Raw genomic sequence first — 24,954 nt, forward strand, 5'->3', positions numbered from 1 at the left:
GCACGGCTCGTGGCCCCGTCGGAACCGCCCGTCAGAACTGCGGCGCCCGAGCCACCGCTGGCAGGATCTGCACCAGCTGCCCCGGTGCCGCCTTGCGGCGCCGCCACTCCCGCGGATAGCCGAGGGACACCTCCTGGTGCGGGATGCCGTCCACCTCGATGGTGCGCGGGATGTGCAGGTGGCCGTAGACGACGGCGGCGGCGCGGAAGCGGCGGGGCCAGTCGGCGGTGGCCTCGGTGCCGCACCACAGGGCGAATTCGGGGTGCCACAGCGGCTCGGTGGGCTTGCGGACGATCGGCCAGTGGTTGACCAGCACCGTGGGCAGGTGCCCGGGAATCCCGGCGAGCCGCGCCTCGGTGGCCGCCACGCGGGCCCGGCACCATTCCTCCCTGGTCGGGTACGGGTCCGGGTGCAGGAAGAACTCGTCCGTGCAGACCACCCCGGCCTCCTCGGCGACCGCCAGCGCCGCCTCCTTGGTGTGGGTGCCGGGCGGGCGGAAGGTGTAGTCGTACAGGGCGAAGAGCGGGGCGATCACGGCCGGGCCGCCCTCGCCCTCCCAGACCGGGTAGGGGTCCTCGGGCGTCAGGACGCCCAACTCCCGGCAGATCTCCACCAGGTGCTCGTAGCGCCGGACGCCGCGGAGCTGGACGGGGTCGTTGGACGGGGTCCACAGCTCGTGGTTGCCGGGCACCCAGATCACCTTGGCGAAGCGGCGGCTGAGCACGGTCAGCGCCCAGCGGATGTCCGCGACGTACTCACCGATGTCCCCGGCCACCAGCAGCCAGTCGGCGTCCGAGGCGGGCCGCAGCCGGTCGACGATCGCGCGGTTCTCCTCGTAACGGATGTGCAGGTCGCTGATGGCCATCAGCCTGCCGGGCGCGACCCCTTCCCGGTCGGCCTCGGTGGTGCGGTCTCCTTCGGAGCATGGGATCTGCATGCCCTGACGGTAGGACAGGGGACGGGCGCGAGGACATGCCGGGGGTGAGGCGTTGGACACGTCGGGAGGTCACGACCCGCCCGTACCGCCCGGCGGGACGGCGCCGCCGCGCCGGATGCGGGTGGCCAGCCACAGGTCGAACCGGTCGTCGGGATCGTCGAGCCGGCGCCCGGTCAGGTCCATCGCCTTGTCGAGCCGGTTGCGTACGGTGTGCCGGTGCACGCCGAGACGGCGGCTGGTCGCGTCCCACGCGCCGCCGGTCTCCAGCCAGGCGGCGAGCGTGGTCAGCAACTCCTCGCCGTGGTCGGCCAGGTCGAGCGGGCCGAGTACGGCGTCGGCGTACCCGTGCAGCGTACGGCGGTCGCCGAGGTCCAGAAGCAGCCGGCTGGCCGCGCTCTGCCGGGCCTCCTCGGGCACCCCGCTCGCCCGGCTGACGCCCAGCAGCCCCGCCGCCTGCCGCAGCGAGACCCGTACGGCGTCCGGCGGGGCGAGCGGGCCGATCCCGGCGGGGCAGCGCGGCGCGAACCGGCCGAGCACGTCCCGTACGTCCAGGCCCGCGCCCACCACCGCTTCGACGAGCCCGCTCTGCGCGACCCGGACCAGGCCGCCGGGCACGGCCAGCGCCAGGTCGGCGGCGATGTCCTGCGGGCCGCTGTCCGCCGGGCCGGCGGCCGGGGGCTCGACCACGACGCCGCGTACCCGGTCGTCGTGCAGCCCGGCGGCGGCCAGGATGTCGTGGGCCCGGCCCGCCGGCCCCTCCTCGTCGGACAGCAGTTCCGCGAGCAGTGCCGACCGGCGGCGCCGCTCCGGCTCGTCCATCAGGTGGCGGCGCTCCAGCTCCAGCGAGAGCAGTGAGACCAGGCCGGGGACGACGGCGCGGGCCGCCGCGTCCGGGCTGCCGGTGAGCAGCAGCAGGCCGCGCAGCCGCCGGGCGCCGAGCGGCTGCACCTCCAGCTGACGGCCGCCGGCCGTGCTGGTCGCGCTGCCGCGCAGACCGCGTGCGGCGACCCGTTCGACGAGGTCATGTGCCGCGGCCGGTGGCACGGTCCGCTGCCCGCCGCCGGTGGCGAGCAGCCGCCCGAGCGGGTCGAGCACTGCCGCGCCGACGCCGGTGGCGGCGGTCCATTCCTCCAGCATCGGCTGCAGGCCGCTGTCCGTCGCTGCCGCGGTCAGCCGCCGTTGCGTCGCGAACGCCCGGTGCAGTACGGCGCGCTGTTCGTCGGCGCGTGCGTCGAACACGGCCTTGGTGACCGCGATGAACGGCACTTCGTCGGGCACCGTGAGCAGCGGCAGGCCCGCTTCGCGCGCCGCGTCGACCAGCGGTGCGGGGGCCGCCTGGTAGGGGAGCCCGGTGCCGAGTCCCAGCGCCAGGCAGGCCGCCCGGCCCTCGGTCACGTCGCGGACGTACGCGCGGCAGGCCGCCGGCTCCATCGGCAGCACCAGGCCGATCGTCATCAGCAGCTCGCCGCCTTGGAGCCACTTTCCCGGGTGCAGCAGGTCGGAGACGGTCGCGGCCTCGACGGTACGGTCCAGCAGCCCGGCCGGGACGTCGTAGGTCACCGACAGGTTCAGCTCGGGCCGGGCGAGGAGGTCGGCGATACGCAGGGGCATGGACACAGTGTCCGACAGGTGAAGCCGCGGTATACGGCCGGGCCGGAGAGGCGGCCTGCTCCGTTTGCGGGAGGACACATCCCGGTACCCGCTCTCCGAGGGGGGATCACCTCCCATTTGGCACGTTTTTGCCCGGTTGCGACCGGGGATGCGAAAAGAAGACCGCAGAGGGAACACCTCTTCGTACGCAAGACGAGCGCAAAGGATGAACGGCCATGCAGGTGGCGTTTCTCGTAGCACCCGAAGGCATCGAGCAGGTCGAGCTGACCGAACCGTGGCAGGCGGTGATCGACGCCGGCGGCACCCCGAAGCTCGTCTCCACCGAATCCGGCCGGGTCCAGGCGTTCCACCACCTGGACAAGGCGGACACCTTCCCTGTCGACCAGACCGTGGACCAGGCCCAGGTCGGCGACTTCGACGGCCTCGTGCTGCCCGGCGGTGTCGCCAACCCGGACGCGCTGCGGCTGAACGAGAAGGCCGTGGCGTTCGCCCGCGGCTTCTTCGACGCGGGCAAGCCGGTGGCGGCGATCTGCCACGCGCCCTGGACGCTGATCGAGGCGGACGTGGTGCGCGACCGCACGCTGACGTCCTGGCCGAGCCTGCGCACGGACGTCGAGAACGCCGGCGGCACCTGGGTGGACGAACAGGTCAAGGTCTGCACCGGCGGCCCCAACAAGCTCATCACCAGCCGCAAGCCGGACGACCTCAAGGCGTTCTGCGAGACGTTCGTCGCGGAGTTCAAGCGCTGATCCCCGTCCGGGGCACGGATTACTCCTGCTCCGTGAGCACCACGGCCGACTCGGGCGGCAGTCTCAGAACGCCGTCCGGGCCGGCCGCCGCCGCGTCCGCGTCCGGCCACGCCGCGAGCACCCGCGCCCGTACGCTCCCGCCTGGTACCTCCGCCGTACCGTCCCCGCCCAGATGCACCACCACCCGCACCGGGCCGCGCCGCAGGGACAGCCAGCGGGCCTCCTCGTCGTACGTGACCTCGGTACGTGTCAGGTCCGGATCGGTGAGCGACGGGTGGGCGGCACGCACCGCGAGCAGGGCGCGGTACCAGGCCAGCAGCGCGGCGTGCGGTTCGCGCTCCGGCTCCGACCAGTCCAGACAGGAGCGGTCCCGCGTCGCCGGGTCCTGCGGGTCGGGAATGTCCGACGCCCGCCAGCCGTGCTCGGCGAACTCGCGGCGGCGTCCGTCACGTACCGCCTCGGCCAGCTCCGGGTCGGTGTGGTCGGTGAAGAACTGCCAGGGCGTACGCGCCGCCCACTCCTCGCCCATGAACAGCATCGGCGTGAACGGGGAGCACAGCACCAGCGCGGCCCCGCAGGCGACGAGGCCGGGGGAGAGGCCGGCGGCCAGCCGGTCACCGAGCGCGCGGTTGCCGATCTGGTCGTGCGTCTGGGCGTAGGCCAGCAGGCGGTGGGCGCCGGTGGCGCGCCGGTCCAGCGGGCTGCCGTGCCGGCGGCCGCGGAAGCTGGAGTACGTACCGTCGTGGAAGAAGCCGCCGGTCAGCGTCTTGGCGAGGGCGGCGAGCGGCGCGCGGGCGAAGTCCGCGTAGTACCCCTGGGACTCGCCGGTGAGCGCGGTGTGCAGGCTGTGGTGGAAGTCGTCGTTCCACTGGGCGTGCAGGCCGTGGCCGCCGTCCGCGCGCGGCGCGGTGGTGCGCGGGTCGTTGAGGTCCGACTCGGCGATGAGGAACAGCGGACGGCGCAGGTGTGTGGCGAGCGCATCGACGGCGGCGGACAGGTCGGCCAGGAAATGGCGGGCGCGGGTGTCGATCAGAGCGTGTACGGCATCGAGGCGCAGGCCGTCGATCCGGTAGTCCCGCAGCCAGGCGAGCGCGCTGTCGGTGAGGTACGCGCGGACGTCGTCCGACCCGGGCGCGTCGAGGTTGACCGCGGCGCCCCACGGCGTCTGGTGGGTCTCTGTGAAGTACGGCCCGAAGGCGGGCAGATGGTTGCCGGACGGGCCGAGATGGTTGTGCACGACGTCGAGGACGACGCCCAGCCCGTACCCGTGAGCGGCGTCGACCAGGCGCTTGAGCCCGTCCGGGCCCCCGTACGGCTCGTGTACGGCCCAGGGGGCGACCCCCTCGTACCCCCAGCCGTGCCTCCCGGGGAACGGGCAGACCGGCATCAGCGCGAGATGGGTGATGCCCAGCCCGGCGAGGTGCGGCAGGCGCTCGACAGCGGCGTCGAAGGTGCCGGCGCCGGTGAACGTCCCCGTGTGCAGCTCGTAGAGGACCGCACCCGGCAGGGGACGGCCGGGCCAGTCGTGCCGCCAGCCGAACCGGTCGTGCTCGACGACCGCGCTCGGCCCGTCCGGCCCTTCGGGCTGCCGGGCCGAGCGCGGATCGGGCAGGAGCGGACCGTCGTCGAGGCGGAAGCCGTAGCGGTCACCGTGGCGGGCCGGGGCATCGGCCCGCCACCAGCCCGCACGGCCGGGGTCGCGCTCCATGGGGACGTGCTCGGCAGGCACCCGCCCCGAGGGCGCCTGCCGTGTCGCCGCGGCATGGCCCGTCGTCAGGGCGTACCCCTCATCCCCTTCCCGGTCCGCGGCGCGGCCCCGCGGCGAGACGAACTGGAGCGCGACCTGTCCGGCGTTCGGCGCCCACACCTCGAAGAGCACGGCAGTCCTCCTTCGTCCGGCGGGCGGACGGAGAAGGTGCTCCGCCCGCTCTCAGACGAAGAATGCACGCTCCTGCGTCATCGGGTAGCCCGCCTTGGCGAAAGCCGCCGCCATCGGGACGTTCGGCTGGTCCGTTTCGCCGATGATCCTTTCCGCGCCGTGTGCGGCGAGGTGCCGGGTGCAGTCGACGAGCAGGTCGTAGCCGTACCCCCGGCCACGGTGCTCCGGCACGATCCCGACGAACCCGATGACCGGCGCCTGGAGGTTACGGGCGGGCACGTGCACCCCCACGGCCTCGCCGCCCCGCCCGGGGTCGGCCGTCCAGGCGACCCGCCACCAGTCACGCGGTGACGGGCACCAGTTGAAGAAGTCCAGCTCTTCCTGGGCGGCCCGCTCGACACCGCCCTCGGCGATCGCCTGCCGCGCATGGGCGTCCAGCGAGCCGGTCTCGACGCGCCGCAGGATGTCCAGGAACACCCCGTCGTCGGGCTCGGGACGGAACACCAGCCGCCCCGGCGCCTCCGGGAGCCCGCACTCGGGCGTCCAGGTGTAGCGGAACCGTTCGACCAGCGGTACGAGACCGGCCGCGGCCGCCGCGTCCATCCGGGCGCGGGCGGCGTCCCGTACGGCCTCCTGGTCCCGCCAGCCGGGCGGCAGTTGCAGGACGTACTCGGCGTGCAGGGGCGCGGTGCGCAGCAGCCGGACGGCGGCGTCCGACGCGCCCGGCGCGAAGTCGAACCAGTCCAGGGCGACCGGCCGGGCGTCGTCCGGCCCGGCCCACCAGGCGGCGCGGGACACCACCACACCGTCGCGCAGCGCGACCCACGTCCACTCGGGGCGGTACCGGCCGCCCTGGGCGGACGTCGCGTAGCGGCGCCCGAAGGGCAGATGGCCGACGAGACCGGCGGTGGGGTCGTCCAGGGTGTCGAACAGATACGCGTCGCTCTCGGTGAGCGCGCGGATGACCAACTCGGTCATGGGGTCCTCTCGGAAGGCGGTCGAGCGCTCCCGATGGGCCGGAATCAGCCCAGGACGGCCCGGCGGGCGGGGCGGGAGCGCGGGAACGGGTGCTTCGGCACGGCTCTCGCCTCCTCTCCTCTTGCGGGGCCGGCGCAGAGCCTAGCCCGCACCACGGGCCCGGCGCCACGGATTTCCGGGCGGGTCCGCCTCGCCGTCCGCCGGGCTTCTCGCCGTCCGCCGGGCCCATCCCGGCATCCGCCGGGTCCGCCTCGCCGTCCGCCGGCACGGTCCGTCCGGCTGGACACCGGCGCGCGGGCACCGGACAATCTCCGCATGACATCGCTGGAGTTCCCGGCTCGACCGGCGCGCCCGTCGGAAGCCGACCGGGAGCGCGCCTTGGAACTGCTGCGCGAAGGCGCGGCGCAAGGCAGGCTGTCCCAGGACACCTTCCTGCGGCGGCTGGAGCTGGTGCTCAGCGCCCGCCGGCACGCCGAACTCGCCGCGGCCACCGCCGACCTGGCCTCCCGGGGCCGGGTCGAGGGCGCCGTGCTGCGCGCGGTGGGCAAGGTGTCGTCGTTCAACATCATGGTCCGCCGGGCCTGGCGCCGGGAGCGCCTGCCGAAGCTCCTCCTCCCCGTCCCGGGCCCGTTCCCCCTCCTCATAGGGCGCGCCCCCGGCTCCGGCCTGCGCCTGAACCACGACACCGTCTCCCGCGCCCACGCCGAACTGCGCAGCGCGGGCGGCGGCTGGCTCCTGCGCGACCTCGGCTCCACGAACGGCACGTGCGTCAACGGCCGCCGGGTGGTGGGAGAGGTACTGGTGCAGCCGGGCGACCATGTGGCGTTCGGCAGCGTGGGGTACGTCCTCACGGACGGGTAGCGCCCTCACGGGCAGGCGCCGACGTCCCGCACCCGCACGGGACACCGGACCAGCCGGCCAAGCCGAAGGGGGACCGCGCCTGAGGGCCGGCCCCCGGGCGGAGCGCCGATTCGGCGCCCCGCCCCTGAACCACCGCGTATCCCGGTACCCCGGCCGCTCACGACGGCGCCGCGGCGTACGGAGCCCCCTCCGGCACCGGCCGGTCGCTCGCCGGTCCCGACGGCTGGGACCACCAGGTGCCCTCGCCGTGCGTGAGCCCCGGCAGCCGCCGCTCGGCGTCGGGGGCCCGGCGGGCCGGGAGGGTACCGGTGAGGAGCCAGGTGCCGCCGGTGGCCGAGGTGTCGTCGAACTCCGCGCCCAGGGCCGCCAGATGTGCGGTCACCGGGGCGATCGTGTCGAGCGGCACCTCCGCCTCGAAGGAGTGGCACGGTTCGTACACCCGCGTCCCGGCCCGGCGCAGGGCACGTGCCAGGACGACCGGCGTGACCCCGCGGAAGTCACCGGCCGTACTGACCGGGCCCACGAAACCGGAACGGGTCAGTACGACGCGGCAGTCGGTGACCGCCCAGCCCCGCGGGCCGGTGCGCAGCGACGCGTACACCGTGTCCTCGACGGCCTGGTGGAAGCCGTGCGGCAGCGCGCCGAGTTCGGTCTCGTACGTGAAGCGCGGGCCGGAGCCCCGGGGGCCGGGCTCGACGCGCAGGCCGACCGTCGCCCACCAGCCGACGTGGTCGCGCCCGGTGATCTCCTCGTACGCCTCGCCGGTGCCCAGCGGCCGTTCCACGCACACCACCCGGCTCGGTTCGAAGTCCGCGGCGAGGCCGTGGTCCTGGAGGAGCGTCGCCGCGAGGATCTCCTTCTGGACCTCCCCGTAGAGGAGCACCGAGGTGGCGCCCGCGGGGGCGGGCCGGGCGTGGATGAGCGGGTCCTGTTCCGCCAGGCCCAGCAGCGCGGCGCGCAGGCGGGCGGCTTCCGCCGGGCGCCGGGCGCGCACCACGGTCTCCAGGGTCGGGCGGGCGAACAGCGCGCCGTCCCGCTCCTGTTGCGTGCCGGGTACTTCGCCGCCGAGCCGGTCGCCGACGCGGACGCCGGGCAGGCCGCGCAGCACCGCGATGTTGCCCGCCGTCAACGGCTCCCGGTCGCCCGGCGGCCGCCCCACGACCTCCAGTGCGGTGATCCGCCCCTCGACGCGGGCAGCTGTGCCGTCCGGCTCCCGGCGGTGCAGGGTGACCGTCCGGCGCGGCCGCAGCTCGCCCTCGTAGAGCCGCAGGTAGGCGCTCTTGCCGCCGCCGGGCTCACGCTGGACGGCGAAGACCGTGCCGCGCGGCGGGGCGCCGGCGGTGCCGGGCGCGGACGGCGGGATCAGCCGGGTCATGCCGTCGACGAGCGCGCCGGTGCCTTGCCCGCCGACCGCCGACCCGAAGTACAGCGGGTGCACCGAGCCGTCCGCGGTACGGGCGGTCAGCGCGGCCCGCAGCTCCTCCGGGGTGGGCGGCGGGCCGTCCACCGCGCGGGCGAGAATCCCCTCGTCGGCGTCGGCGAGCAGCTCGGTCAGCCGGGCCCGTACCGCGGGCTCTTCTGCGCGCAGCGGCGTCGTACGCGCGTCCGGGGTCCCCGCGTCGTGCACGGCGGCCATCGGGACGACGTGCGGCGCCAGGGTACGGCGGATGTCCGCCACGAGCGCGTCGGTCCGCGCGCCCGCCCGGTCGATCTTGTTGACGAACAGCAGGGTGGGCAGCCGCAGCCGCCGCAGCGTCTTCATCAGGACGCGCGTACGCGCCTGTACGCCTTCCACGGCGGACAGGAGCAGCACGGCACCGTCCAGTACGCCCAGGGCACGTTCGACCTCGGCGATGAAGTCGGAGTGCCCCGGCGTGTCGATCAGGTTGACCTGGACGTCCCCCGCCGTGAAGGAGGCGACCGCGGACCGGATCGTGATACCGCGCTCACGTTCGATGGCGCCGGTGTCGGTCCGGGTGTCCCCGGCGTCCACACTGCCGAGACGGCCGATGGCGCCGGTCGCGTACAGAAGCCGCTCGGTCAGGCTGGTCTTACCCGCGTCGACGTGGGCCAGGATGCCGATGTTCAGGGTGTGCATGGGTGGTCGAGACCTCGAGAACTGTCGTCCGGTCAGGGCGCTGAGTAGTTCCGAGGTTTCGGCGCATTTCCGTTGCTCCTGCTTGCGGCTCGGGGCGTATGGGGGAGGACGTACGCGGGGGTGCGTACGGGCCCGTACGCGAGGGGTGCGAGTCGTACGCGCCGATGGTGAACGTGCGGCGGGGGTGGCGCAACCCATTTTCGGCGGGCCGGCGCGCCCCCACGCCGCAGGCGCCTCAGTGCTGGTGCAGCCCCCGTCCCGCCAGCGTCAGGAACGTTTCGCCGATCGCTTCCGACAACGTGGGGTGTGCGTGGATGTGCTGGGCGACGTCGGACGGTTCGGCGTCCCAGGCGATCAGGAGCTGACTTTCGGCGATCATCTCCGAAACGTGCGGACCGACCAGATGGACACCGAGTACCGGCCCGGCGGCCGTGCCCTCCGCCGCTGCGACGACCTTCACCATGCCGCCCTGCCCGTGCACCATGCCCTTCGCGACCGCCGTCAGCGGCAGGGTGTTGACCCGGACGGCCAGGCCGCGGGCGCGTGCCTCGGCCTCGGTCAGCCCGACGGAGGCGGTCTGCGGCGAGGAGTACGTGACACGGGGCACGGTCGTGATGTCCAGCGGCCGGGACGGCACGCCGGCCAGAGTCTCGGCGACCAGCAGCCCTTCGGCGAAGGAGGCGTGCGCCAGGCCGGGGTACGGGGGCGGCAGCAGGTCGCCCACGACGTGGATGCCGGGCACGGCGGTCTCCAGCCGGGACGGGTCGGCGGGCGGTACGAAGCCGCGCGCGTCGGTGGCCAGTCCGGCTGCCGCGAGGTCCAGGCCGTCGGTCACCGGCACCCGGCCGACCGCGACCAGCAGCCGCTCGGCCTCGACGGTCTCCTCGCCCCGGGGCGTACGGACGGTGGCGCGTACCCCGTGGTCCGTCACCTCGGTCCCGGTCAGCGTCGAGTCCGTACGGACCGTGATGCCGCGCTTCTTCAGCCCGCGCGCCAGGTGGCGGCTCACCTCCTCGTCCTCCAGCGGCAGCAGCCGGCCGGCGGCCTCGACGAGCGTCACCCGGGCGCCCATCGACCGGTGGAAGGACGCGTACTCGACGCCGATCGCGCCACCGCCCAGCACCAGGACGGAGTCCGGCAGGCCGGGTGCGAACAGGGCGTCGTCGCTGGTGACGACGGTACGGCCGTCGGGTACGAGGCCGGGCAGCAGGCGCGGGCGTGACCCGGTGGCCAGGACGATGCCGCGCCGGGCGGTGAACTCCCCGCCGTCCGGGGCGTCGACGAAGACGGAGCGCGTGCCGGTCAGCCGCGCGCTGCCGCGCACCACACGCACCCCCGAGCGCTCCAAGTGCCCCTCGACGCCCCGGTGGTTGCGCGTCACGATGCCGTCGCGGGTGGCGGTCAGCGCGTCCCAGTCCACGGTGTCCAGCGTGGCCTTCACACCCCAGCGCTCCCGCGCCTCCGCGATGCCGTCCACCAGTTCCGCCGCGTGCAGCATGGCCTTGCTGGGGATGCAGCCGCGGTGCAGGCAGGTGCCGCCGACGAGGTCCCGTTCGGCGAGCACCACCCGCAGGCCGAGGGCGGCGGCCCGCAGGGCCGTGCTGTAACCGCCGGTACCGCCACCGATGACGATCACGTCGGCCTCGCCGCCGCTGCCGTGCTCCGTGTCTCTCATGTCTCCCATGCGGCCAGCCTCCGCCCGCCGTTCGCCATGAGTCCAAGGCATTATTTCCATGGAGGTCATGAGCAACGTTCATGGCCGGGGCGATGGCGGGGCATGGAGGAGCAGGGGAGAGCCATGAGTCTGCGACAGATGGAATACCTGGTCACGGTCGTCGAGGAACGGTCCTTCACGCGCGCGGCGGAGCTGCTGCACGTCACCCAGTCCGCGCTGTCCCACCAGATCAAGGCCCTGGAACGGGAGGTCGGCGGCCCGCTGCTGGAGCGGATGCCGCGCGGCGTCCGGCTGACGCCCATGGGCCGCGCCTACTTCCCGCACGCCGAACTCGCCGTACGCAGCGCCGGACAGGCCCGCCGGGCCGCGCTGGCGACGGCCGGGGCGCTGAGCGGCGAGCTGCATATCGCGACGGTGCACGCGCACGCCATCGGCGTGCTCCCGGAGGTCTGCGCGCGCTGGGGGCGCGAGTACGGCGGCGTGCGCCTCGTCCTGCACGAATACGCCACCACCGAGGACCTGTTCGCGCACATGGAACGCGGTGTCGCCGACCTGGCGGTCGGCCCGCGGCCCGAGGTCTGGCCGGGACCGGTCACGGTCGTGGGCGAGGAGCGGATGGTGATGGTGCTGCCGCCCGGCGACCCGCTCGCCGGACGTGCCGCCGTACGGATCGAGGAGGTCGCCGACCGGCCGTGGGTGCGCTGCGCGCTGGAGCCGGTCGTGGCGGGCCGGCGCTGGCTGGACGTGGAGTGCGAACGGGCCGGCTTCACACCCCGTACGGCCGTCCGTACGCAGCACACGTCGACGGCGGTACGGATGGCCGCGGCCGGCGTGGGCATCCTGATCACCGCCGCCCACGAGCTGACCGGCCTGGAGTGCACCGCCGTCCCCACCGACCCGCCGTGGAGCCGCGAGATCACCGCCTTCTCCCGCCTACCACCCACCGGCGCGGCCGCGCACTTCGTCACGCTCCTCCGCGAAACCCACCTGCCGCCCGACGGACGGTGAGCGCTTCCGGGGGACCGTACGCCTCGCCCTCTCCTCCGCCGCCTTCTCCCGCTGTCCCCCGCTGTCCCCCCGCTATCCCTCCGCGACCAGCAGCGCCACCGGATTCCGCCGCAGCAGCTCCCGCAGGCACACCACCGGCCCCGGCACCTCCCGCCCCGTGAGCAGCTCGCGCCAGCCTGTGCCCGTGCCCGTACTCGGAAGGGTCAGTTCCGTATCGCGCCAGCCGCCGTCCTCGGCCAGCCGGAGGGAGAGCCGGGTGGCCACCGTCACCGCGCGCCCGGCCCGGGCGAAGGCCAGGCAGTGACCGGCCGCCGTGCCGTCCGCGTGCAGCGGTGTGTACGTGCCCCGGGTGCCGAACCACTCGGGGCGGGTCCGCCGCAGGCGCAGGGCCGTCGCGGTCAGCAGTAGCTTCTCCGCGGCCAGGTCCTGCGGTTCGGTGCCGCCGTCGAGTTCGGCGAGCAGGTCGGCGCGCAGCCGGGGCGGGCGGCGGTTGTCCGGGTCGACCAGGGCGTAGTACTCGGTCTCGGTGCCCTGGTACAGGTCGGGCACGCCGGGCATGGTCAGGTGCAGCAGCGCCGCGCTGAGCACGTTGGCGCGGACGTACGGTGCGAGCCCGGCGGCCAGTTCGGTCAGCGAGGACGCCGCCGGTCCGCACGGCCCGGCGCGCAGGAAGTCGCCGACCGCCTCCTCGTACGCGGCGTCCTGGTCCGTCCAGGAGGTGCGCAGCCCGGCCTCGCGTACGGCCTTCAGCACCGACGGGATCAGCCGTTCGGCGGAGGGTTTGCCGAGGCCGAAGGCGGTCTGCCAGGCCACCCACGCCAGGTGCTGGTCCGGCGGCTGCGGCCCCTCGCGCCCGGCCGGCCCGGTGGACACCCGGTGCAGCAGCTCCCGCCACCGGTCCGGGCATTCGGTCAGGACGGCGATCCGCGCCCGGACGTCGGCGCTGCGCTTGGTGTCGTGGGTGGAGAGCACCGTCGAGGTCAGCGGCCAGTCGCGCTGGATGCGGGCGCAGTAGGCGTGGAAGGTGTCCACGCCCACCGTGGGCGCGCCCGGGTCGGCGCCGACCTCGCAGGCCGACAGCAGCGGTACGTACCGGTAGAAGGCGGTGTCCTCGACGGACTTGGCGCGCAGCGCGGACGACGTCTGGGCGAAGCGCGCGCAGAAGTCCGCGCAGTCCGCGCCGTCTCCGAGCAGGCCGAGCGCGAGGTCGCGCACCAGGTCGACCGCCAGCGCCTCCTCCGGCGCGCGGAAGGCCGTGCGCGCCCGGGCGGCGGCCTCGGCCAGCATTGCCGCGTCCAGCTCGTCGCGCTGTGCTGTGCGCGCCGCGGTGCCGTCGGTGGCGTACGGGCGGTAGACGGGCAGCCGGACCAGCAGTTCCCGTACGGCGGTGCGCAGCGCCCAGGGCGCGTGGTCGCCCTGGTGGGAGGCGCGGTCGCTGATCCGTCCGGCGGCGCGCACCAGCCGTTCGACCTCGGCCGCGAGGTCGTGGGTGACCACTTCGTAGGCGGCGCGGCGTACCGTTTCCTCCCAGTCGCCGCCCGCGTCCGCGAGCGGGGCGACGAAGTCGCGGTAGACGCTGAACAGGCGCCCGGAGCCGAGCGGGCAGACGAACAGGCCGTCGAGGTGCCGCAGCGCGTCGTAGCCGGTGGTGCCCGCGCACTTCCAGCCGCGTGGCAGGTGCTCCCGGCCGGTCAGGATCTTCTCGGCCACCGTCCAGCGGCCTCCGGTGGCGGTGTGCAGCCGGGCGAGGTAGTCGCCGGGGGCGGCCAGGCCGTCCGGGTGGTCGACGCGCAGCCCGTCGACGACCCCTTCGCGCAGCAGCCGCAGGACCGTGGCATGTGTCGCGTCGAAGACCTCCGGTTCCTCGACCCGTACTCCGATCAGCTCCGAAATGGTGAAGAACCGCCGGTAGTTGATTTCGCTGCGGGCCAGCCGCCACCAGGCGAGGCGGTACCACTGCGCGTCCAGGAGGCGGGGCAGCGGCAGGTGCTCCGTACCGGGCCGGACGGGGAAGGCGTGGTCGTGGTAGCGCAGTACGCCGCCGTCGACCCGGATGTCGCCCAGTTCGTCGCCCAGCCGCCCGCCCAGCACCGGCAGCAGTACCCGACCGCCGTGCCCGCCGCCCCAGTCGATGTCGAACCAGCGCGCGTACGGGGACGCGGGGCCGTCCCGCAGCACCGCCCACAGCGGGGCGTTGAGCGACTCCGGCGCCGGGACGGCCATGTGGTTGGGCACGGTGTCCACCACCAGCCGCAACCCGTGCGCCGCGGCCGTCGCCGCCAGCGCCCGCAGCCCCTCCTCGCCGCCCAGCTCGGCCCGTACGGCCGAGTGGTCCACCACGTCGTAGCCGTGCTGGGACCCGGGAGCCGCCTCCAGCACGGGGGAGAGGTGGAGGTGCGAGACGCCCAGCGCGGCGAGGTACGGCACGGCCTTCTCGGCCGCGGCGAAGGGCAGGTCCGGCTGGAGCTGGAGCCGGTACGTGGCGGTGGGGGGCGCAGTGGCGGTGGGTGGCGCACTGGATTCGGCCGTCATGGGAACACCTGTACCCGGCGGACGGCTTGTTGTTTCACCGAGGCGGCCTCGGACAGCACACCGGGCCGGACGCCGTCCGTGCCCGGCCCGGCCCTGACGGGTCCGGTCGCCGCCGTACGGACGCATGGCCCGGCCGGCCACCGCACGGCACGAGCGCACGGACTACGCCGTACGGCAGCCGGAGCCAGGCCGTACGTGACCGGCGGGATCCACCGCAATGGCGGAGCCGGGCGTACGGCCGGTGGCGTACCCGGACCGGACACGGAGGCCGCGCGCAGGCGATCCTCCGGCCCGGACGCCCGGCCGGGTACGCCCGGTCCCGGGTGAGCGGCCCCGCGGCTCCCGGTCTCGTACGCCCGGCCTGGGCCGCCCGGTCCTGTACATGTGACCCGTACGCCCGGCCCGTACCCGGCCCCGGGGCGCCTCAGGCGGGCCGCTGGAGCACCAGCATGCTGCGCCCGGGCAGGGTGATCTGATCGCCGGCCTGGGCCTTGAGGCCCCCGCCGCCGGCGACGGCCTCCGGGTGGGCGGTGTCCACCACCGCCTGCCACTGGCGGCCGTGGTCGATCGGCACGGTGAACTCGCGGTCGCCCTCGTGCGCGTTGAACATCAGCAGGAAGGAGTCGTCGGTGATCCGTTCGCCGCGCGGGCCCGGCTCGGTGATAGCGCTGCCGTTGAGGAAGACCGTCAGCGACTTGGCGTGCGCCGCCTGCCAGTCGCGCTGCCGCATCTCCTCGCCCTCCGCGGTGAACCAGGCGATGTCGGACAGCTCGTCGTGGGTGCCCTCCATGGGCCGGCCGTGGAAGAAGCGCCGCCGCCGGAAGACCGGGTGGTCGCGCCGCAGCCACACCGTCTGCCGGACGAAGGCGAGCATCTCCCGGTCCTCCTCGCGGATGGCCGCCTGCTCCTGGGCGGCCGTGCCGGAGCTGTCCGTGCCGGAGCCGTCGTCCGTGTCGGGGCCGTCCGCGAGGTCGGTGACGGTCTGCCCGGCGGTCTCGCCGGCGGCCTCCAGGCCGGACTCGGCCGTGGCACCGGACCCGCCCGGTCCGGATCCGGCCGTCGCGTCGGAGCCCGCTGTGCCGTGAGACACCTCTGGATCGCCCGCCCCCGGCCACCGCACCCAAGCCAGCTCGTTGTCCTGGCAGTACGCGTTGTTGTTGCCGTGCTGGGTGCGTCCGAACTCGTCGCCGTGGCTGAGCATCGGCACGCCCTGGGACAGCAGCAGCGTGGCGATGAAGTTGCGCATCTGGCGGGCGCGCAGTTCCTGTACGGCGGGGTCGTCCGTCGGCCCTTCGACCCCGCAGTTCCAGGACCGGTTGAAGCTCTCGCCGTCCTGGTTGTCCTCGCCGTTGGCCTCGTTGTGCTTGTTGTCGTAACTGACCAGGTCGCGCAGGGTGAAGCCGTCGTGGCAGGTGACGAAGTTGACGGAGGCCAGCGGGCGCCGCCCGTCGCCCTGGTAGAGATCGGAGGAGCCGGTCAGCCGGGACCCGAACTCGGCGAGGGTGCGCGGTTCGCCGCGCCACAGGTCCCGTACGGTGTCGCGGAACTTGCCGTTCCACTCGGTCCACAGCGGCGGGAAGTTTCCCACCTGGTAGCCGCCCTCGCCCACGTCCCACGGCTCGGCGATCAGTTTGACCTGGCTGACCACCGGGTCCTGCTGCACCAGGTCGAAGAACGAGGACAACCGGTCCACCTCGTGGAACTGGCGGGCCAGCGTCGCCGCCAGGTCGAAGCGGAACCCGTCCACCCGCATCTCCTGTACCCAGTAGCGCAGCGAGTCCATGATGAGCTGGAGGACGTGCGGGCTGCGCATCAGCAGCGAGTTGCCGGTGCCGGTGGTGTCCGTGTAGTAGCGGGGGTCGTCGGCCAGCCGGTAGTACGAGGCGTTGTCCAGGCCGCGGAAGGACAGCGTCGGGCCGAGGTGGTTGCCCTCCGCCGTGTGGTTGTAGACCACGTCGAGGATGACCTCGATGCCGGCCTCGTGCAGGGCCCGCACCGCCGACTTGAACTCCAGCACCTGCTGTCCGCGGTCGCCCCAGGACGCGTACGCGTTGTGCGGGGCGAAGAATCCGATGGTGTTGTAGCCCCAGTAGTTCGCCAGCCCCGCGTCCACCAGCCGGTGGTCGTGCACGAACTGGTGGACCGGCATCAGCTCCAGGGCCGTGACCCCCAGCTCGGTCAGGTGATCGATGACCGCGGGGTGCGCCAGCGCCGCGTACGTGCCGCGCAGGTCCTCCGGCAGGTCGGGGTGGAGCATGGTCAGGCCCTTGACGTGTGCCTCGTAGAGCACCGTCTCGTGGTAGTCGGTGCGGGGCGGGCGGTCGTCGCCCCAGTCGAAGTACGGATTGATCACCACCGACGCCATCGTGTGCGGCGCCGAGTCGAGGTCGTTGCGGCTGTCCGGCCTGCCGAAGTGGTAGCCGTACACCGCCTCGTCCCAGTCGATGGTGCCGCTGACCGCCTTCGCGTACGGGTCCAGCAGCAGCTTGGCGGAGTTGTGCCGGTCACCGCGCTCCGGCTTGTACGGGCCGTGCACGCGGAAGCCGTACCGCTGCCCCGGCATGATCCCGGGGAGGTAGGCGTGCCGTACGAACGCGTCGGTCTCCCGCAGTTCGACGGCGGTCTCCGAGCCGTCGTCGTGCAGCAGTGACAGCTCGATGCGTTCCGCCGTCTCGGAGTACACCGCGAAGTTGGTGCCCGCACCGTCGTACGTGGCACCCAGGGGATACATCTGTCCCGGCCAGACCTGCATACGTCGACTCTTCCACTTCCTCGATGGGCGGCGCGAAGCCTTCGGGCCTCACGTCGGTCATGCGTCGCCGTGTTCGTTTGCTGCCTACGGTGCTGCGCTCGGCTTGTGTTTCAACCTGCCCAATTCGGCTGGTTTTTCGCGCGATCTGCGCCGAAAGGCGGGCAACCCGCGGCGAAGTCGGATCGTCGTACAGGGCGACCGATATGTGCTGAGCACCATGAGGCAGCAGGGGGGAACAGTGCGCAACATGATGCACCGCCACCTGGGCAAGCTGGTGGCGGGCGCGGCCGTGGCGCTGGCGGGTACCGCCGCGCTGGCCGCAGTGACCCTGCCAGGGGACGCGGGGGCGGCCGGCGGGGGGAGCCGGGCCGCCGCGGCCGCGGGACCGGAGTCGCAAACGGGCCAGGCGCAGCAGGTACGGCCGGGAGCCGTGGAACGCGCCCCCGAGGAGAGGAGCGAAGGAGTCGGCCGGGACCCGCTCACGGACGACGAGAGCGCGCGAGCCCAGGAACTGGCCGCGCCCCGTACGTTCCGCGACGCGACCGAGAACGTCCGGGGCAGGCCCGGGCCGGAGCGGCTGACCACCGATCTGGCCGAGCTGGGGCCGGACGAGACCGGCCGCGCCGATCCGCCACGCCGGGCGAACGTGTCCTTCTACGACTACCGGTCCGACACGTACGTGACCAAGACCGTCAACCTCACCACCGGAAAGGTCGAGAAGAGCGACAGCCGGCACGGCGTGCAGCCGCCGCCCGACCGGGCCGAGAGCGAGACCGCGGCCGCGCTGCTGATCGCCGCGCCCGAGGGGGCAGGGTTGCGGGAGGACTACCGGCACGCCACCGGCAAGGATTTGACCGGGCCCGGTCAGCTGGCCGTGCGGGGCTTCGTCTACCGGGGGGAGGCGGAGGGTCCGGCTCCGGAACGGCTGCGCGCCTGCGGGGAGCACCGCTGCGTCCGGCTCTTCACCAAGGTGCGCGACGGCCAGTGGATCGACACCCGGCGCTATGTGGTCGACCTGAGCGCCCGCACGGTCGGCCGGCTGCCCTGAGCCGCCCGCGAGCGTACCCGTATGGCGGCCCGTCCTCGTACGGAGTCCCGTTCCCGTACGGAGACCCGTTCCCGTACGGAGACCCGTTCCCGTACGGAGACCCGTTTCCGTACGGAATCCCGTCCCGCCGAGGACCGGCAGCCGCCGGCCGGCAGGCACCGTGCGGCACCCCGCACCCGCGTACTCCGAAGCTTCCGTATCACTGTCGTACAGGAGCGTTTCCATGCACGAAAGACCCTTCCGCCGCGCCCGCGTCGGCCACGGCCGTGCCCGTGTCCCTGTCCGTACCCACGTCCGTACCCACCGTGCACGGGTCCGGCGCGCCGCACTGCTCGCCGCGCCGTTGCTGCTCGGTACGGCCGCGCTGACGACCGGACCGGCCGCCGCCCAGGCCGCGCCCCCGCCCGCACCCACCGCCGCAGGGTGCAGTACCCCGTACAGCATCACGCAGACCCTCGAAGGCGGCACCACTTGGCGCATGTGCTGGCACTACGAGGCGAACGCCGGGCTCGTCCTGGACAACGTCTCGTACCAGCCGAAGGGCGAGCCCCGCCCGATCCGGGTGCTGACCAGCGCGGGACTGGCGCAGATCCACGTGCCGTACGACGACGGCGGCCACGAGTACGACGACCTCACGGGACAGTCCTTCGCCCAGGGGCTGCAGACGCTGGACCCGGGCGAGTGTCCCGGCGGCACCATCAAATCGGTCAAGGTGCCGGACGCCTGGGACCCGGAACACCCGGACGTCAACGGACTGTGCGTCACCACGCGCGCCCGCGGCCACGCCTACCGGCTGGGCCGCTATCCCGGCGAGACCAGCAGGACCCAGCAGGTCCAGGGCAAGGACCTGCTCGTCTACACGGTCAACAAGACCGGCTGGTACGAATACATCGTCGAATGGCGCTTCTCCGCGGACGGCACGATGAACATGCAGGTCGGAGCGACCGGCACGCTCTCGCCCGCCGATTACGACGCGGGTGACGGCCGCGGCTGGCCGATCGGCAAGGGTGCCAAGGACTACGCCACCAGCCACAGCCACAACGTCTTCTGGCGGCTGAACTTCGGCCTGGACGGCTCGACGGCCAACCGGGTCGAGCAGTTCGACTCGACGACCACCCCGCAGAGCGGCGGGCTGACGCCGAAGACGAAGACGGTCCGCACGCCGGTGGCCAAGGAGCTGGCGGGGGATGCCGGGCCGACCCGCTGGTGGCGGGTGGTCAGCACCATCGGCAAAAACAAGGACGGTCATCCCCGGTCGTACGAGATCGTTCCCGGTCGTTCCAGCAAGTACACCGGACGGGCCTTCACCCGGCACGACGTGTACTTCACCGAGTACAACAAGTGCGAGCAGTTCGCCAGCAACAACCTCGCGAACTGCGGAGCCGGTGCGGGCACCAGCGTGGACACCTGGGTCAACGGACAGCCGCTCCGTCACCCCGTCGCCTGGGTCAACATCGGATACCACCACATCGCCCGGGACGAGGACCAGGAGCCCATGCCGGTCCACTGGCAGGGCTTCCAGCTCGCCCCGCGGGACGTCACCGCTATGAATCCGCTCACTCCGCCCGAGCTTTCCGGACACAACGGTCACGCCGGGTAAGGGGAGTTGACCGGGGACTCGATCCATCCTGCTGCACCGCCTCCCGGACCCGCAGTAGTCTGCCTTGATCGTTGGCACGGGGGTTCGGAAGGCGGTGTGCAGGTGAGCTCGGGCGGGCTGGAGTTGCCCCCTGGTGACGACGGCCATGACGGCCAGGACAGTCATGAGGGACACGAGGGCGGCTCCGTCGACGCCCCGCCCGGGGCGGTGTCCCTGGCCCGGCCGATGGAGATCGGCGCGGAGCTGGACTGGGGCGCCGAGGCCTGGAGCGAGGTACGCACCCGCGCCCGGCGGGCCGGGCGCGCCTACATCTGGCTGAACCTCGTCGAACAGCGGCTGCGCGCCGTCGTGGCGGCCGTGCTGTGCCCCGTCTACGAACCGGTGCACGGCGACGAATGGGTCATCGCCGCCGCCGGGCCCACCGGCCAGGAATGGGTACAGCGGGCGGTCGCGGTCCGCGAGGTCAGCCGCCGCAAGGGCTACCTGCTCGACCCCGCCGACGACAACATCCTCAGCTTCCTGACCCTGCCGCAGCTGCGCGAGCTGATGGTGCAGCACTGGCCCTGCTTCGAGCCGTACTTCGACGACCGGCGGGAGGTGGAGCTGGCCCTGGACGAACTGGAGGTGGCCCGCAACATCGTCTCCCGCAACCGCGCCCTGACCGGCACCGTCCTCGCCCAGGCGGAACGGGCCTCCGCCCGGCTGCTGGACATACTCGGCTCCGGCATCGGCACCCGCACCGCGGGACGGCTGCCCATCGACGCCGTCGAGGACCTCGTCGGAGACCGGTACGCGGACGTCGTCGGTGTCCACACCGACCGGGTACGCCTCCAGAGGCAACTGCCCGCCGAGGACCTCTTCGGCGGCGCCCGCCGCCTGGACGCCATCGGCATCGGCCTCAACCTCCTCGTACAGAACTACTCCGGCCGCCGCATGGTCCGCCTCGCGGAGTCCGGCTGCCGCGTCCGGCTGCTCTTCCTCAACCCCGCCAGCAGCGCGGTCCGCCGCCGCGAGCGGGAACTCGGCCTGAAGAAGGGCGAGATGAGCCGCTCCATCGAGATGAACATCCTGCACATGCGGCGGGTACGGGCCCGGCTGCACGACCCCGGCGCCTTCGAGATCCAGGTCTTCGACGAGACCCCCCGCTTCACCGCCTACCTGGTGGACGGCGACGGCCCGGACGGCGTGGCCGTCGTCCAGACGTACCTCCGCCGGAGCCGGGGCATGGAGTCACCGGTCCTCGTCCTGCGCGGCGGCGGGCGCGAGGTCCTGCGGCAGGAGGCGGACCGGGACGACGACCGGGGCCTCTTCGAGACGTACCGGGAGGAGTTCGAGAACGTCTGGGCGGATTCTCGAGCGGTGTCTTGAGGGGTCCTCCAGGGCGGCGGTGCGCAGTCGGAGCGGGGGCGAGGCCGGTGACCGGGATCGGCGGCGGGGCCGGTGGCGGGGGTCAGGATGCCGCGTCCTGCACGACGGTGCCCTGGTGGTACAGGACTCGCCAGTCCTCGCCGTCGCGCTGCCATACGGTGGCCCGCCGGGTCGTCCGGCCGTCGAGGACCAAGGTGTAGGACAGCAGGTAGACGTCCGTGGCCAGCTCACGGCAGTGGAAGCCGGACGTCTCCCACTCCTCGGCTTCCGTGGCCGCCGGGTCGCTGAACCGTTCCTCCAGGACGTCGAGGACGTACGTCCGGCCGTAGCGCCGCCCGGACGCGCCCACCTCCCAGAAGTCCGGTGCCGTCATGCGCTCGAAGTCGGCCCGGGTGGTGCCGAACTCGGGTCGGTGGAAGAGCGGCTCGCGGGCGGCGAGGGCTTCCAGCACGGGCGCGAGGCGTGCTTCCGTCGTGGGCCGGGGCCCGGTGTCGTCCATGGCACAAATCTGGCAGACGCGGCCGCCCGTTCCGTATGCGCGCAGGTGACGGCATGCGCACAGGTGGCGGCCGGTGCCGGCGGAGGGCCGGGTACCGTTGCGCCATGCGATTCGGCGTGCTCGGGCCGGTGGAAGTGCGGGCGGCGGACGGGCGGTCCGCACGGGTACCCGAACTGAAGGTGCGTGCCCTGCTGACCGCGCTGCTCGCGCACCGGGGGCGGCCCGTCGCCGCCGGCCGGCTCATCGACGGCCTGTGGGACGAGCGGCTGCCCGCCAGCCCCACCGGCGCACTCCAGGCCAAGGTCTCCCAGCTGCGCCGCGCCCTGGAGACCGCCGGGCCCGGCGGCCGCTCGCTGGTCGTCGCCCGCCCGCCGGGCCACCAGCCGGACACCCCCGCCGACGCGGTGGACGCGGACCGCGGACTGCGCGCCGCTGAGGAACTGGGCCTGTGGATACAGGCCTCGTACCGGCACTCCGGCCTCGGCCGTATCGCCCTGCTGACCGGCGGCCTGGAGGCGGCGCGGGAGCACCACGAGCGGGGGCTGCGGCTGGCCGCCGAGCAGTCGCACCGGCGCGGCGAGATGTTCGCCGAGACCGGACTGGGCATCGGCGCCCGGCGGGCCGGCCGGCTCGACGACGCCGAACGCCACCACGCGCGCCGGCTGGAGTGGTGCCGCAGCCGTGACGGCGAACCCGGTACGGCCCTGATCCTCGCCGAACTGGGCTTCACCGCCGAACTGCGGGGCGACGCGGCGACGGCCCGCCGCCTCCACCCGGACGGCTACGAGGCGGCACACGCCACCGGCGATCCGCGCGCGGTGGCACTCGCCCTGGAAGGCCTGGCCGGGGCAGAGGCCGCCGCCGGCCACCCCACCAGCGCCGCCCGCCTGCTCGGCCACGCGTCCGCAACCCGCGCTGCCCTGGGCACCCCCCTGCCACCCGCCGAACGCTGGGACGTGGACCGGATCACGGCACGGGCCCGCGAGGGGCTGGGGGATGCCGCGTTCGCCGCGGCTTTCGAGGAAGGTGCTACGGGAAGTACGTCTGATCTTGTGCGGGCGGTGGCCGCTGACGCCTGAGGCTCCGCTCGCGTCGGCTCGCGTCGGCTCGCGTCGGCACGTGTCGGCCCGTGTCGGGACGGCAAGGGCGGGTGGAAGCCGGGGCGTTGTCAGTGTCGCGTGGGAGAGTAGGGGAACACGGGGGAAGCAACACCGAAGGAGGCCGTCATGGGCTGGCATCAAGGGCTGCTCGTCAGCTTCGACTTGGAGACGACCGGCACGGACGTCGAGCAGGACCGCATCGTCACCGCCGCACTGATAAGGCTGGACGCGGTCGGCCGGGAGACCGGGCGGGAGAGCTGGCTGCTCGATCCCGGCGTGCCGGTCCCCGAGGAGGCGGCGGCCATACACGGCCTGACGACCGCTCATGTGCGGGCGCATGGCCGGGCGGCGGCCGAGGGGGTCGAGCAGATCACCACCGCGCTCGCCGCGGCGCTGGAGGCGGGCCTGCCGCTGGTGGTGATGAACGCGCGGTACGACCTCTCCCTGCTGGACCGCGAATGCCGCCGCCACGGCGTGCCGACGCTGCCCGAGCGGCTCGGCCGGCCACCAGCCCCGGTCATCGATCCGCTGGTGCTCGACAAGCACGTGGACCGTTACCGCAAGGGCAAGCGGACCCTCCAGGCCCTCTGCCGGCATTACGGCGTGCCGCTGGACGCGGCGCATGAAGCGGGCGCGGACGCGGTGGCCGCGGCCGGTGTGGCGCGCCGGATAGGCGAGCGGCATCCGGAGCTGGCCGGGACGCCGCTCGCCGCGCTGCACGCCCTCCAGGAGCAGGCGGCAGCCGAGCAGGCCGCCTCGTTCCAGCGGTATCTGCGCCGCTCCGGTGACCCGGCGGCGTTGGTCGAGGCGGCCTGGCCGCTCATTCCGTACCAGCGCACACGGGAGGTCCAGGAGGAGCTGGAACTGGACCTGCCGGGTCAGGCGTCGGCCGCGCGCGGCACCGCGTAGAGGGGGGGAGGGGAGTAGAGGGGGAGGAGAGGAACAGAGGGGCGGAGAGGGCGAGCGTCAGAAGGGGTACCAGCGCACGGTGGTGTCGCCCTCGCGCAGGGAGGCGATGCGGCGGCGGAACTCCTTGAGGGCGGCGGGGTTGCCGGGCGCGTGCTGGGAGACCCAGGCGCAACTGGCCGTCTCACGGGAGCCGCGCAGCACCGCACAGCCCTCCCAGTCCCGGACGTCCCAGCCGTAGATCCGCACGAACGTGTCGTACGCCTCGGCGGCCAGGCCGTAGCGGTCGCGGCTGAGCGCCATCACCACGAGATCGTGTTCCCGCAGATCGGAGGAGAAGGTTTCGAGATCGACGAGCACCGGGCCGTCGGGGCCCACATGGACATTACGGGTCAGCGCGTCACCGTGGACCGGACCGCGCGGCAGATGCGGTTCCAGCGCGGTGGCGGCAGCGGCGAACGCGTCGCGGCGGCCCCGCAGATACTCGGCGTCCCGCGCCGAGACCGCGTCGCCGGCCAGCCGCAGCCAGCGTTCGACACCTCCCAGCAGCTCGCGCCGGGGGAGGGCGAACGGCGGTTCCGGCAGCGCGTGCACCAGGCGCAGCAGGGCGGCCAGGTCGGCCGGTTCGGCGGGGCGTACGGGGTCGGGCAGCAGCTCCCAGAACGTCACCGGGTGCCCGTTCACCAGACGGGCCGCGGGCTCGGCCGCGCGGACGGCCGGCACGCCCTGATCCGCCAGCCACACGGCGACGCGCAGCTCTCGCTCGGCACGCTCCAGGAGTTCGGCGCTGCGTCCGACCCGTACGACCGGGCCGTTGCCGCCCGTGGCGAAGACCGCGTTCTCGCCGAGGGACAGCAGCCGGGCGTCGGCGGCGGCGTCGGGCCGGCCGGCCGCGGCCAGGACGTCCCGGGCGTGCGCCTCCGTGAACGGGGTGGTGCTCGGTGCGGTCATCGGGGCGCCTCCTGCGGTGCGTGATCCGTATCAGTCTTGCAGGTCCCCGCGTCGCCGGGTCGTGCGGATCCGGCCGGCGGGTGGACGGTGAGCGGATGCCGGGTGGGAGGCGGGCGGGAGGCCGGCCGGACTCCGGCGTGGCCCGGGGCGGGGCGGAGTGGGCGGATGCTTGACTGCGCCGACCGCCGTCACGACGATGACGGCGGCCGCCTGCCCCGTTCCGCCCGGGAACACGCGGCCCGTAGGTGGTGGTCGCAACCGTCCTGGGCGGAGACGTCCACGGTCGGCCGTGCCGTCCGGGGCGCACAGAAGCGGGGGAGTCGCGTTGGGTCGAGAGGGTCCCGGACGGGGACGGAGACAGGAACAAGGGCAGGGGAAGGGCCAGAGGCAGGGGCGTACGGG

Annotated in this window: 18 protein-coding genes; 8 read left to right on the top strand and 10 right to left on the bottom strand. The window is 73.7% G+C overall.

The genetic code is table 11. From position 1 onward, the window contains the following. Positions 1–31: 31 nt before the first annotated feature. Entirely contained in the window at positions 32–865 is an 834-nt protein-coding gene (locus ACZ4Z1_RS31960) for a metallophosphoesterase family protein (RefSeq protein ID WP_468490269.1), read from the bottom strand. Between the two features lie 141 nt (positions 866–1,006). Continuing rightward, a complete protein-coding gene (locus ACZ4Z1_RS31965) occupies positions 1,007–2,548 on the bottom strand; it encodes a PucR family transcriptional regulator (protein WP_468490148.1) in 1,542 nt (513 codons plus the stop codon). Between the two features lie 215 nt (positions 2,549–2,763). On the opposite strand from ACZ4Z1_RS31965, the gene ACZ4Z1_RS31970 reads away from it, so the two are divergent. Next, positions 2,764–3,297, top strand: a complete 534-nt coding sequence (locus ACZ4Z1_RS31970) for a type 1 glutamine amidotransferase domain-containing protein (protein WP_468490149.1) — start codon at positions 2,764–2,766, stop codon at positions 3,295–3,297. A 19-nt stretch (positions 3,298–3,316) separates the two neighbouring features. Here the strand turns inward: ACZ4Z1_RS31970 and treZ are convergent, their stop codons facing one another. Both treZ and ACZ4Z1_RS31980 read right to left on the bottom strand, forming a co-directional pair. After that, on the bottom strand, positions 3,317–5,176 hold the full coding sequence (gene treZ, locus ACZ4Z1_RS31975; RefSeq protein WP_468490150.1) for a malto-oligosyltrehalose trehalohydrolase: 1,860 nt from the start codon (positions 5,174–5,176) through the stop codon (positions 3,317–3,319). A 51-nt stretch (positions 5,177–5,227) separates the two neighbouring features. Continuing rightward, positions 5,228–6,154, bottom strand: coding sequence for a GNAT family N-acetyltransferase (locus ACZ4Z1_RS31980; RefSeq protein ID WP_468490151.1), 927 nt, complete (start codon positions 6,152–6,154; stop codon positions 5,228–5,230). 315 nt (positions 6,155–6,469) lie between these two features. On the opposite strand from ACZ4Z1_RS31980, the gene ACZ4Z1_RS31985 reads away from it, so the two are divergent. Beyond that, positions 6,470–7,015 (top strand): FHA domain-containing protein, encoded by a 546-nt coding sequence (locus ACZ4Z1_RS31985; RefSeq protein ID WP_468490152.1) that lies wholly within the window; start codon positions 6,470–6,472, stop codon positions 7,013–7,015. A gap of 157 nt (positions 7,016–7,172) precedes the next feature. Here the strand turns inward: ACZ4Z1_RS31985 and otr(A) are convergent, their stop codons facing one another. Both otr(A) and lpdA read right to left on the bottom strand, forming a co-directional pair. Beyond that, positions 7,173–9,113 (bottom strand): tetracycline resistance ribosomal protection protein Otr(A), encoded by a 1,941-nt coding sequence (gene otr(A), locus ACZ4Z1_RS31990; RefSeq protein ID WP_468490153.1) that lies wholly within the window; start codon positions 9,111–9,113, stop codon positions 7,173–7,175. A 235-nt stretch (positions 9,114–9,348) separates the two neighbouring features. Further along, the gene (gene lpdA, locus ACZ4Z1_RS31995; RefSeq protein WP_468490154.1) at positions 9,349–10,797 is read right to left on the bottom strand and encodes a dihydrolipoyl dehydrogenase; all 1,449 of its coding nucleotides are present in this window, start codon (positions 10,795–10,797) and stop codon (positions 9,349–9,351) included. Between the two features lie 114 nt (positions 10,798–10,911). Between lpdA and ACZ4Z1_RS32000 the strand changes: the two genes are divergently transcribed. Beyond that, complete coding sequence (locus ACZ4Z1_RS32000; RefSeq protein ID WP_468490155.1) at positions 10,912–11,796, top strand: LysR family transcriptional regulator; 885 nt, start codon at positions 10,912–10,914, stop codon at positions 11,794–11,796. 72 nt (positions 11,797–11,868) lie between these two features. Here the strand turns inward: ACZ4Z1_RS32000 and treY are convergent, their stop codons facing one another. Continuing rightward, the gene (treY, locus tag ACZ4Z1_RS32005) at positions 11,869–14,328 is read right to left on the bottom strand and encodes a malto-oligosyltrehalose synthase (RefSeq protein ID WP_468490156.1); all 2,460 of its coding nucleotides are present in this window, start codon (positions 14,326–14,328) and stop codon (positions 11,869–11,871) included. Positions 14,329–14,752: 424 nt separating this feature from the next. Beyond that, positions 14,753–17,080: a glycogen debranching protein GlgX gene (gene glgX, locus ACZ4Z1_RS32010; protein ID WP_468490157.1), complete on the bottom strand. Its 2,328-nt coding sequence runs from the start codon at positions 17,078–17,080 to the stop codon at positions 14,753–14,755. A 247-nt stretch (positions 17,081–17,327) separates the two neighbouring features. Between glgX and ACZ4Z1_RS32015 the strand changes: the two genes are divergently transcribed. From ACZ4Z1_RS32015 to ACZ4Z1_RS32025, 3 genes are all read left to right on the top strand, one after another. After that, entirely contained in the window at positions 17,328–18,128 is an 801-nt protein-coding gene (locus tag ACZ4Z1_RS32015; RefSeq protein ID WP_468490158.1) for a Tat pathway signal sequence domain protein, read from the top strand. Positions 18,129–18,351: 223 nt separating this feature from the next. Continuing rightward, a complete protein-coding gene (locus ACZ4Z1_RS32020; RefSeq protein WP_468490159.1) occupies positions 18,352–19,728 on the top strand; it encodes a copper amine oxidase in 1,377 nt (458 codons plus the stop codon). Positions 19,729–19,830: 102 nt separating this feature from the next. Further along, entirely contained in the window at positions 19,831–21,096 is a 1,266-nt protein-coding gene (locus ACZ4Z1_RS32025; protein ID WP_468490270.1) for an SAV2148 family HEPN domain-containing protein, read from the top strand. An 82-nt stretch (positions 21,097–21,178) separates the two neighbouring features. On the opposite strand, the gene ACZ4Z1_RS32030 is transcribed toward ACZ4Z1_RS32025, so the two are convergent. Then, entirely contained in the window at positions 21,179–21,595 is a 417-nt protein-coding gene (locus ACZ4Z1_RS32030; RefSeq protein WP_468490160.1) for a nuclear transport factor 2 family protein, read from the bottom strand. A gap of 104 nt (positions 21,596–21,699) precedes the next feature. On the opposite strand from ACZ4Z1_RS32030, the gene ACZ4Z1_RS32035 reads away from it, so the two are divergent. Both ACZ4Z1_RS32035 and ACZ4Z1_RS32040 read left to right on the top strand, forming a co-directional pair. Continuing rightward, on the top strand, positions 21,700–22,674 hold the full coding sequence (locus tag ACZ4Z1_RS32035) for an AfsR/SARP family transcriptional regulator (protein WP_468490161.1): 975 nt from the start codon (positions 21,700–21,702) through the stop codon (positions 22,672–22,674). 147 nt (positions 22,675–22,821) lie between these two features. Continuing rightward, the gene (locus ACZ4Z1_RS32040) at positions 22,822–23,604 is read left to right on the top strand and encodes an exonuclease domain-containing protein (protein WP_468490162.1); all 783 of its coding nucleotides are present in this window, start codon (positions 22,822–22,824) and stop codon (positions 23,602–23,604) included. A 57-nt stretch (positions 23,605–23,661) separates the two neighbouring features. On the opposite strand, the gene ACZ4Z1_RS32045 is transcribed toward ACZ4Z1_RS32040, so the two are convergent. After that, positions 23,662–24,552 (bottom strand): aminoglycoside phosphotransferase family protein, encoded by an 891-nt coding sequence (locus ACZ4Z1_RS32045; protein WP_468490163.1) that lies wholly within the window; start codon positions 24,550–24,552, stop codon positions 23,662–23,664. Between the last annotated feature and the right edge of the window lie 402 nt (positions 24,553–24,954).

Source organism: Streptomyces sp. NPDC030165, assembly GCF_055573595.1.

Bases quoted from the DNA above. Each gene is read 5' to 3' on its own strand.
- ACZ4Z1_RS32020 (WP_468490159.1), top strand. From the start codon at position 18,352: ATGCACGAAAGACCCTTCCGCCGCGCCCGCGTCGGCCACGGCCGTGCC.
- ACZ4Z1_RS31980 (WP_468490151.1), bottom strand. From the start codon at position 6,154: ATGACCGAGTTGGTCATCCGCGCGCTCACCGAGAGCGACGCGTATCTG.
- ACZ4Z1_RS31985 (WP_468490152.1), top strand. From the start codon at position 6,470: ATGACATCGCTGGAGTTCCCGGCTCGACCGGCGCGCCCGTCGGAAGCC.
- ACZ4Z1_RS32030 (WP_468490160.1), bottom strand. From the start codon at position 21,595: ATGGACGACACCGGGCCCCGGCCCACGACGGAAGCACGCCTCGCGCCC.
- ACZ4Z1_RS31970 (WP_468490149.1), top strand. From the start codon at position 2,764: ATGCAGGTGGCGTTTCTCGTAGCACCCGAAGGCATCGAGCAGGTCGAG.
- ACZ4Z1_RS31965 (WP_468490148.1), bottom strand. From the start codon at position 2,548: ATGCCCCTGCGTATCGCCGACCTCCTCGCCCGGCCCGAGCTGAACCTG.
- ACZ4Z1_RS32000 (WP_468490155.1), top strand. From the start codon at position 10,912: ATGAGTCTGCGACAGATGGAATACCTGGTCACGGTCGTCGAGGAACGG.
- ACZ4Z1_RS32040 (WP_468490162.1), top strand. From the start codon at position 22,822: ATGGGCTGGCATCAAGGGCTGCTCGTCAGCTTCGACTTGGAGACGACC.
- glgX (WP_468490157.1), bottom strand. From the start codon at position 17,080: ATGCAGGTCTGGCCGGGACAGATGTATCCCCTGGGTGCCACGTACGAC.
- treY (WP_468490156.1), bottom strand. From the start codon at position 14,328: ATGACGGCCGAATCCAGTGCGCCACCCACCGCCACTGCGCCCCCCACC.
- ACZ4Z1_RS32035 (WP_468490161.1), top strand. From the start codon at position 21,700: ATGCGATTCGGCGTGCTCGGGCCGGTGGAAGTGCGGGCGGCGGACGGG.
- ACZ4Z1_RS32015 (WP_468490158.1), top strand. From the start codon at position 17,328: ATGATGCACCGCCACCTGGGCAAGCTGGTGGCGGGCGCGGCCGTGGCG.
- ACZ4Z1_RS32045 (WP_468490163.1), bottom strand. From the start codon at position 24,552: ATGACCGCACCGAGCACCACCCCGTTCACGGAGGCGCACGCCCGGGAC.
- ACZ4Z1_RS31960 (WP_468490269.1), bottom strand. From the start codon at position 865: ATGGCCATCAGCGACCTGCACATCCGTTACGAGGAGAACCGCGCGATC.
- lpdA (WP_468490154.1), bottom strand. From the start codon at position 10,797: ATGGGAGACATGAGAGACACGGAGCACGGCAGCGGCGGCGAGGCCGAC.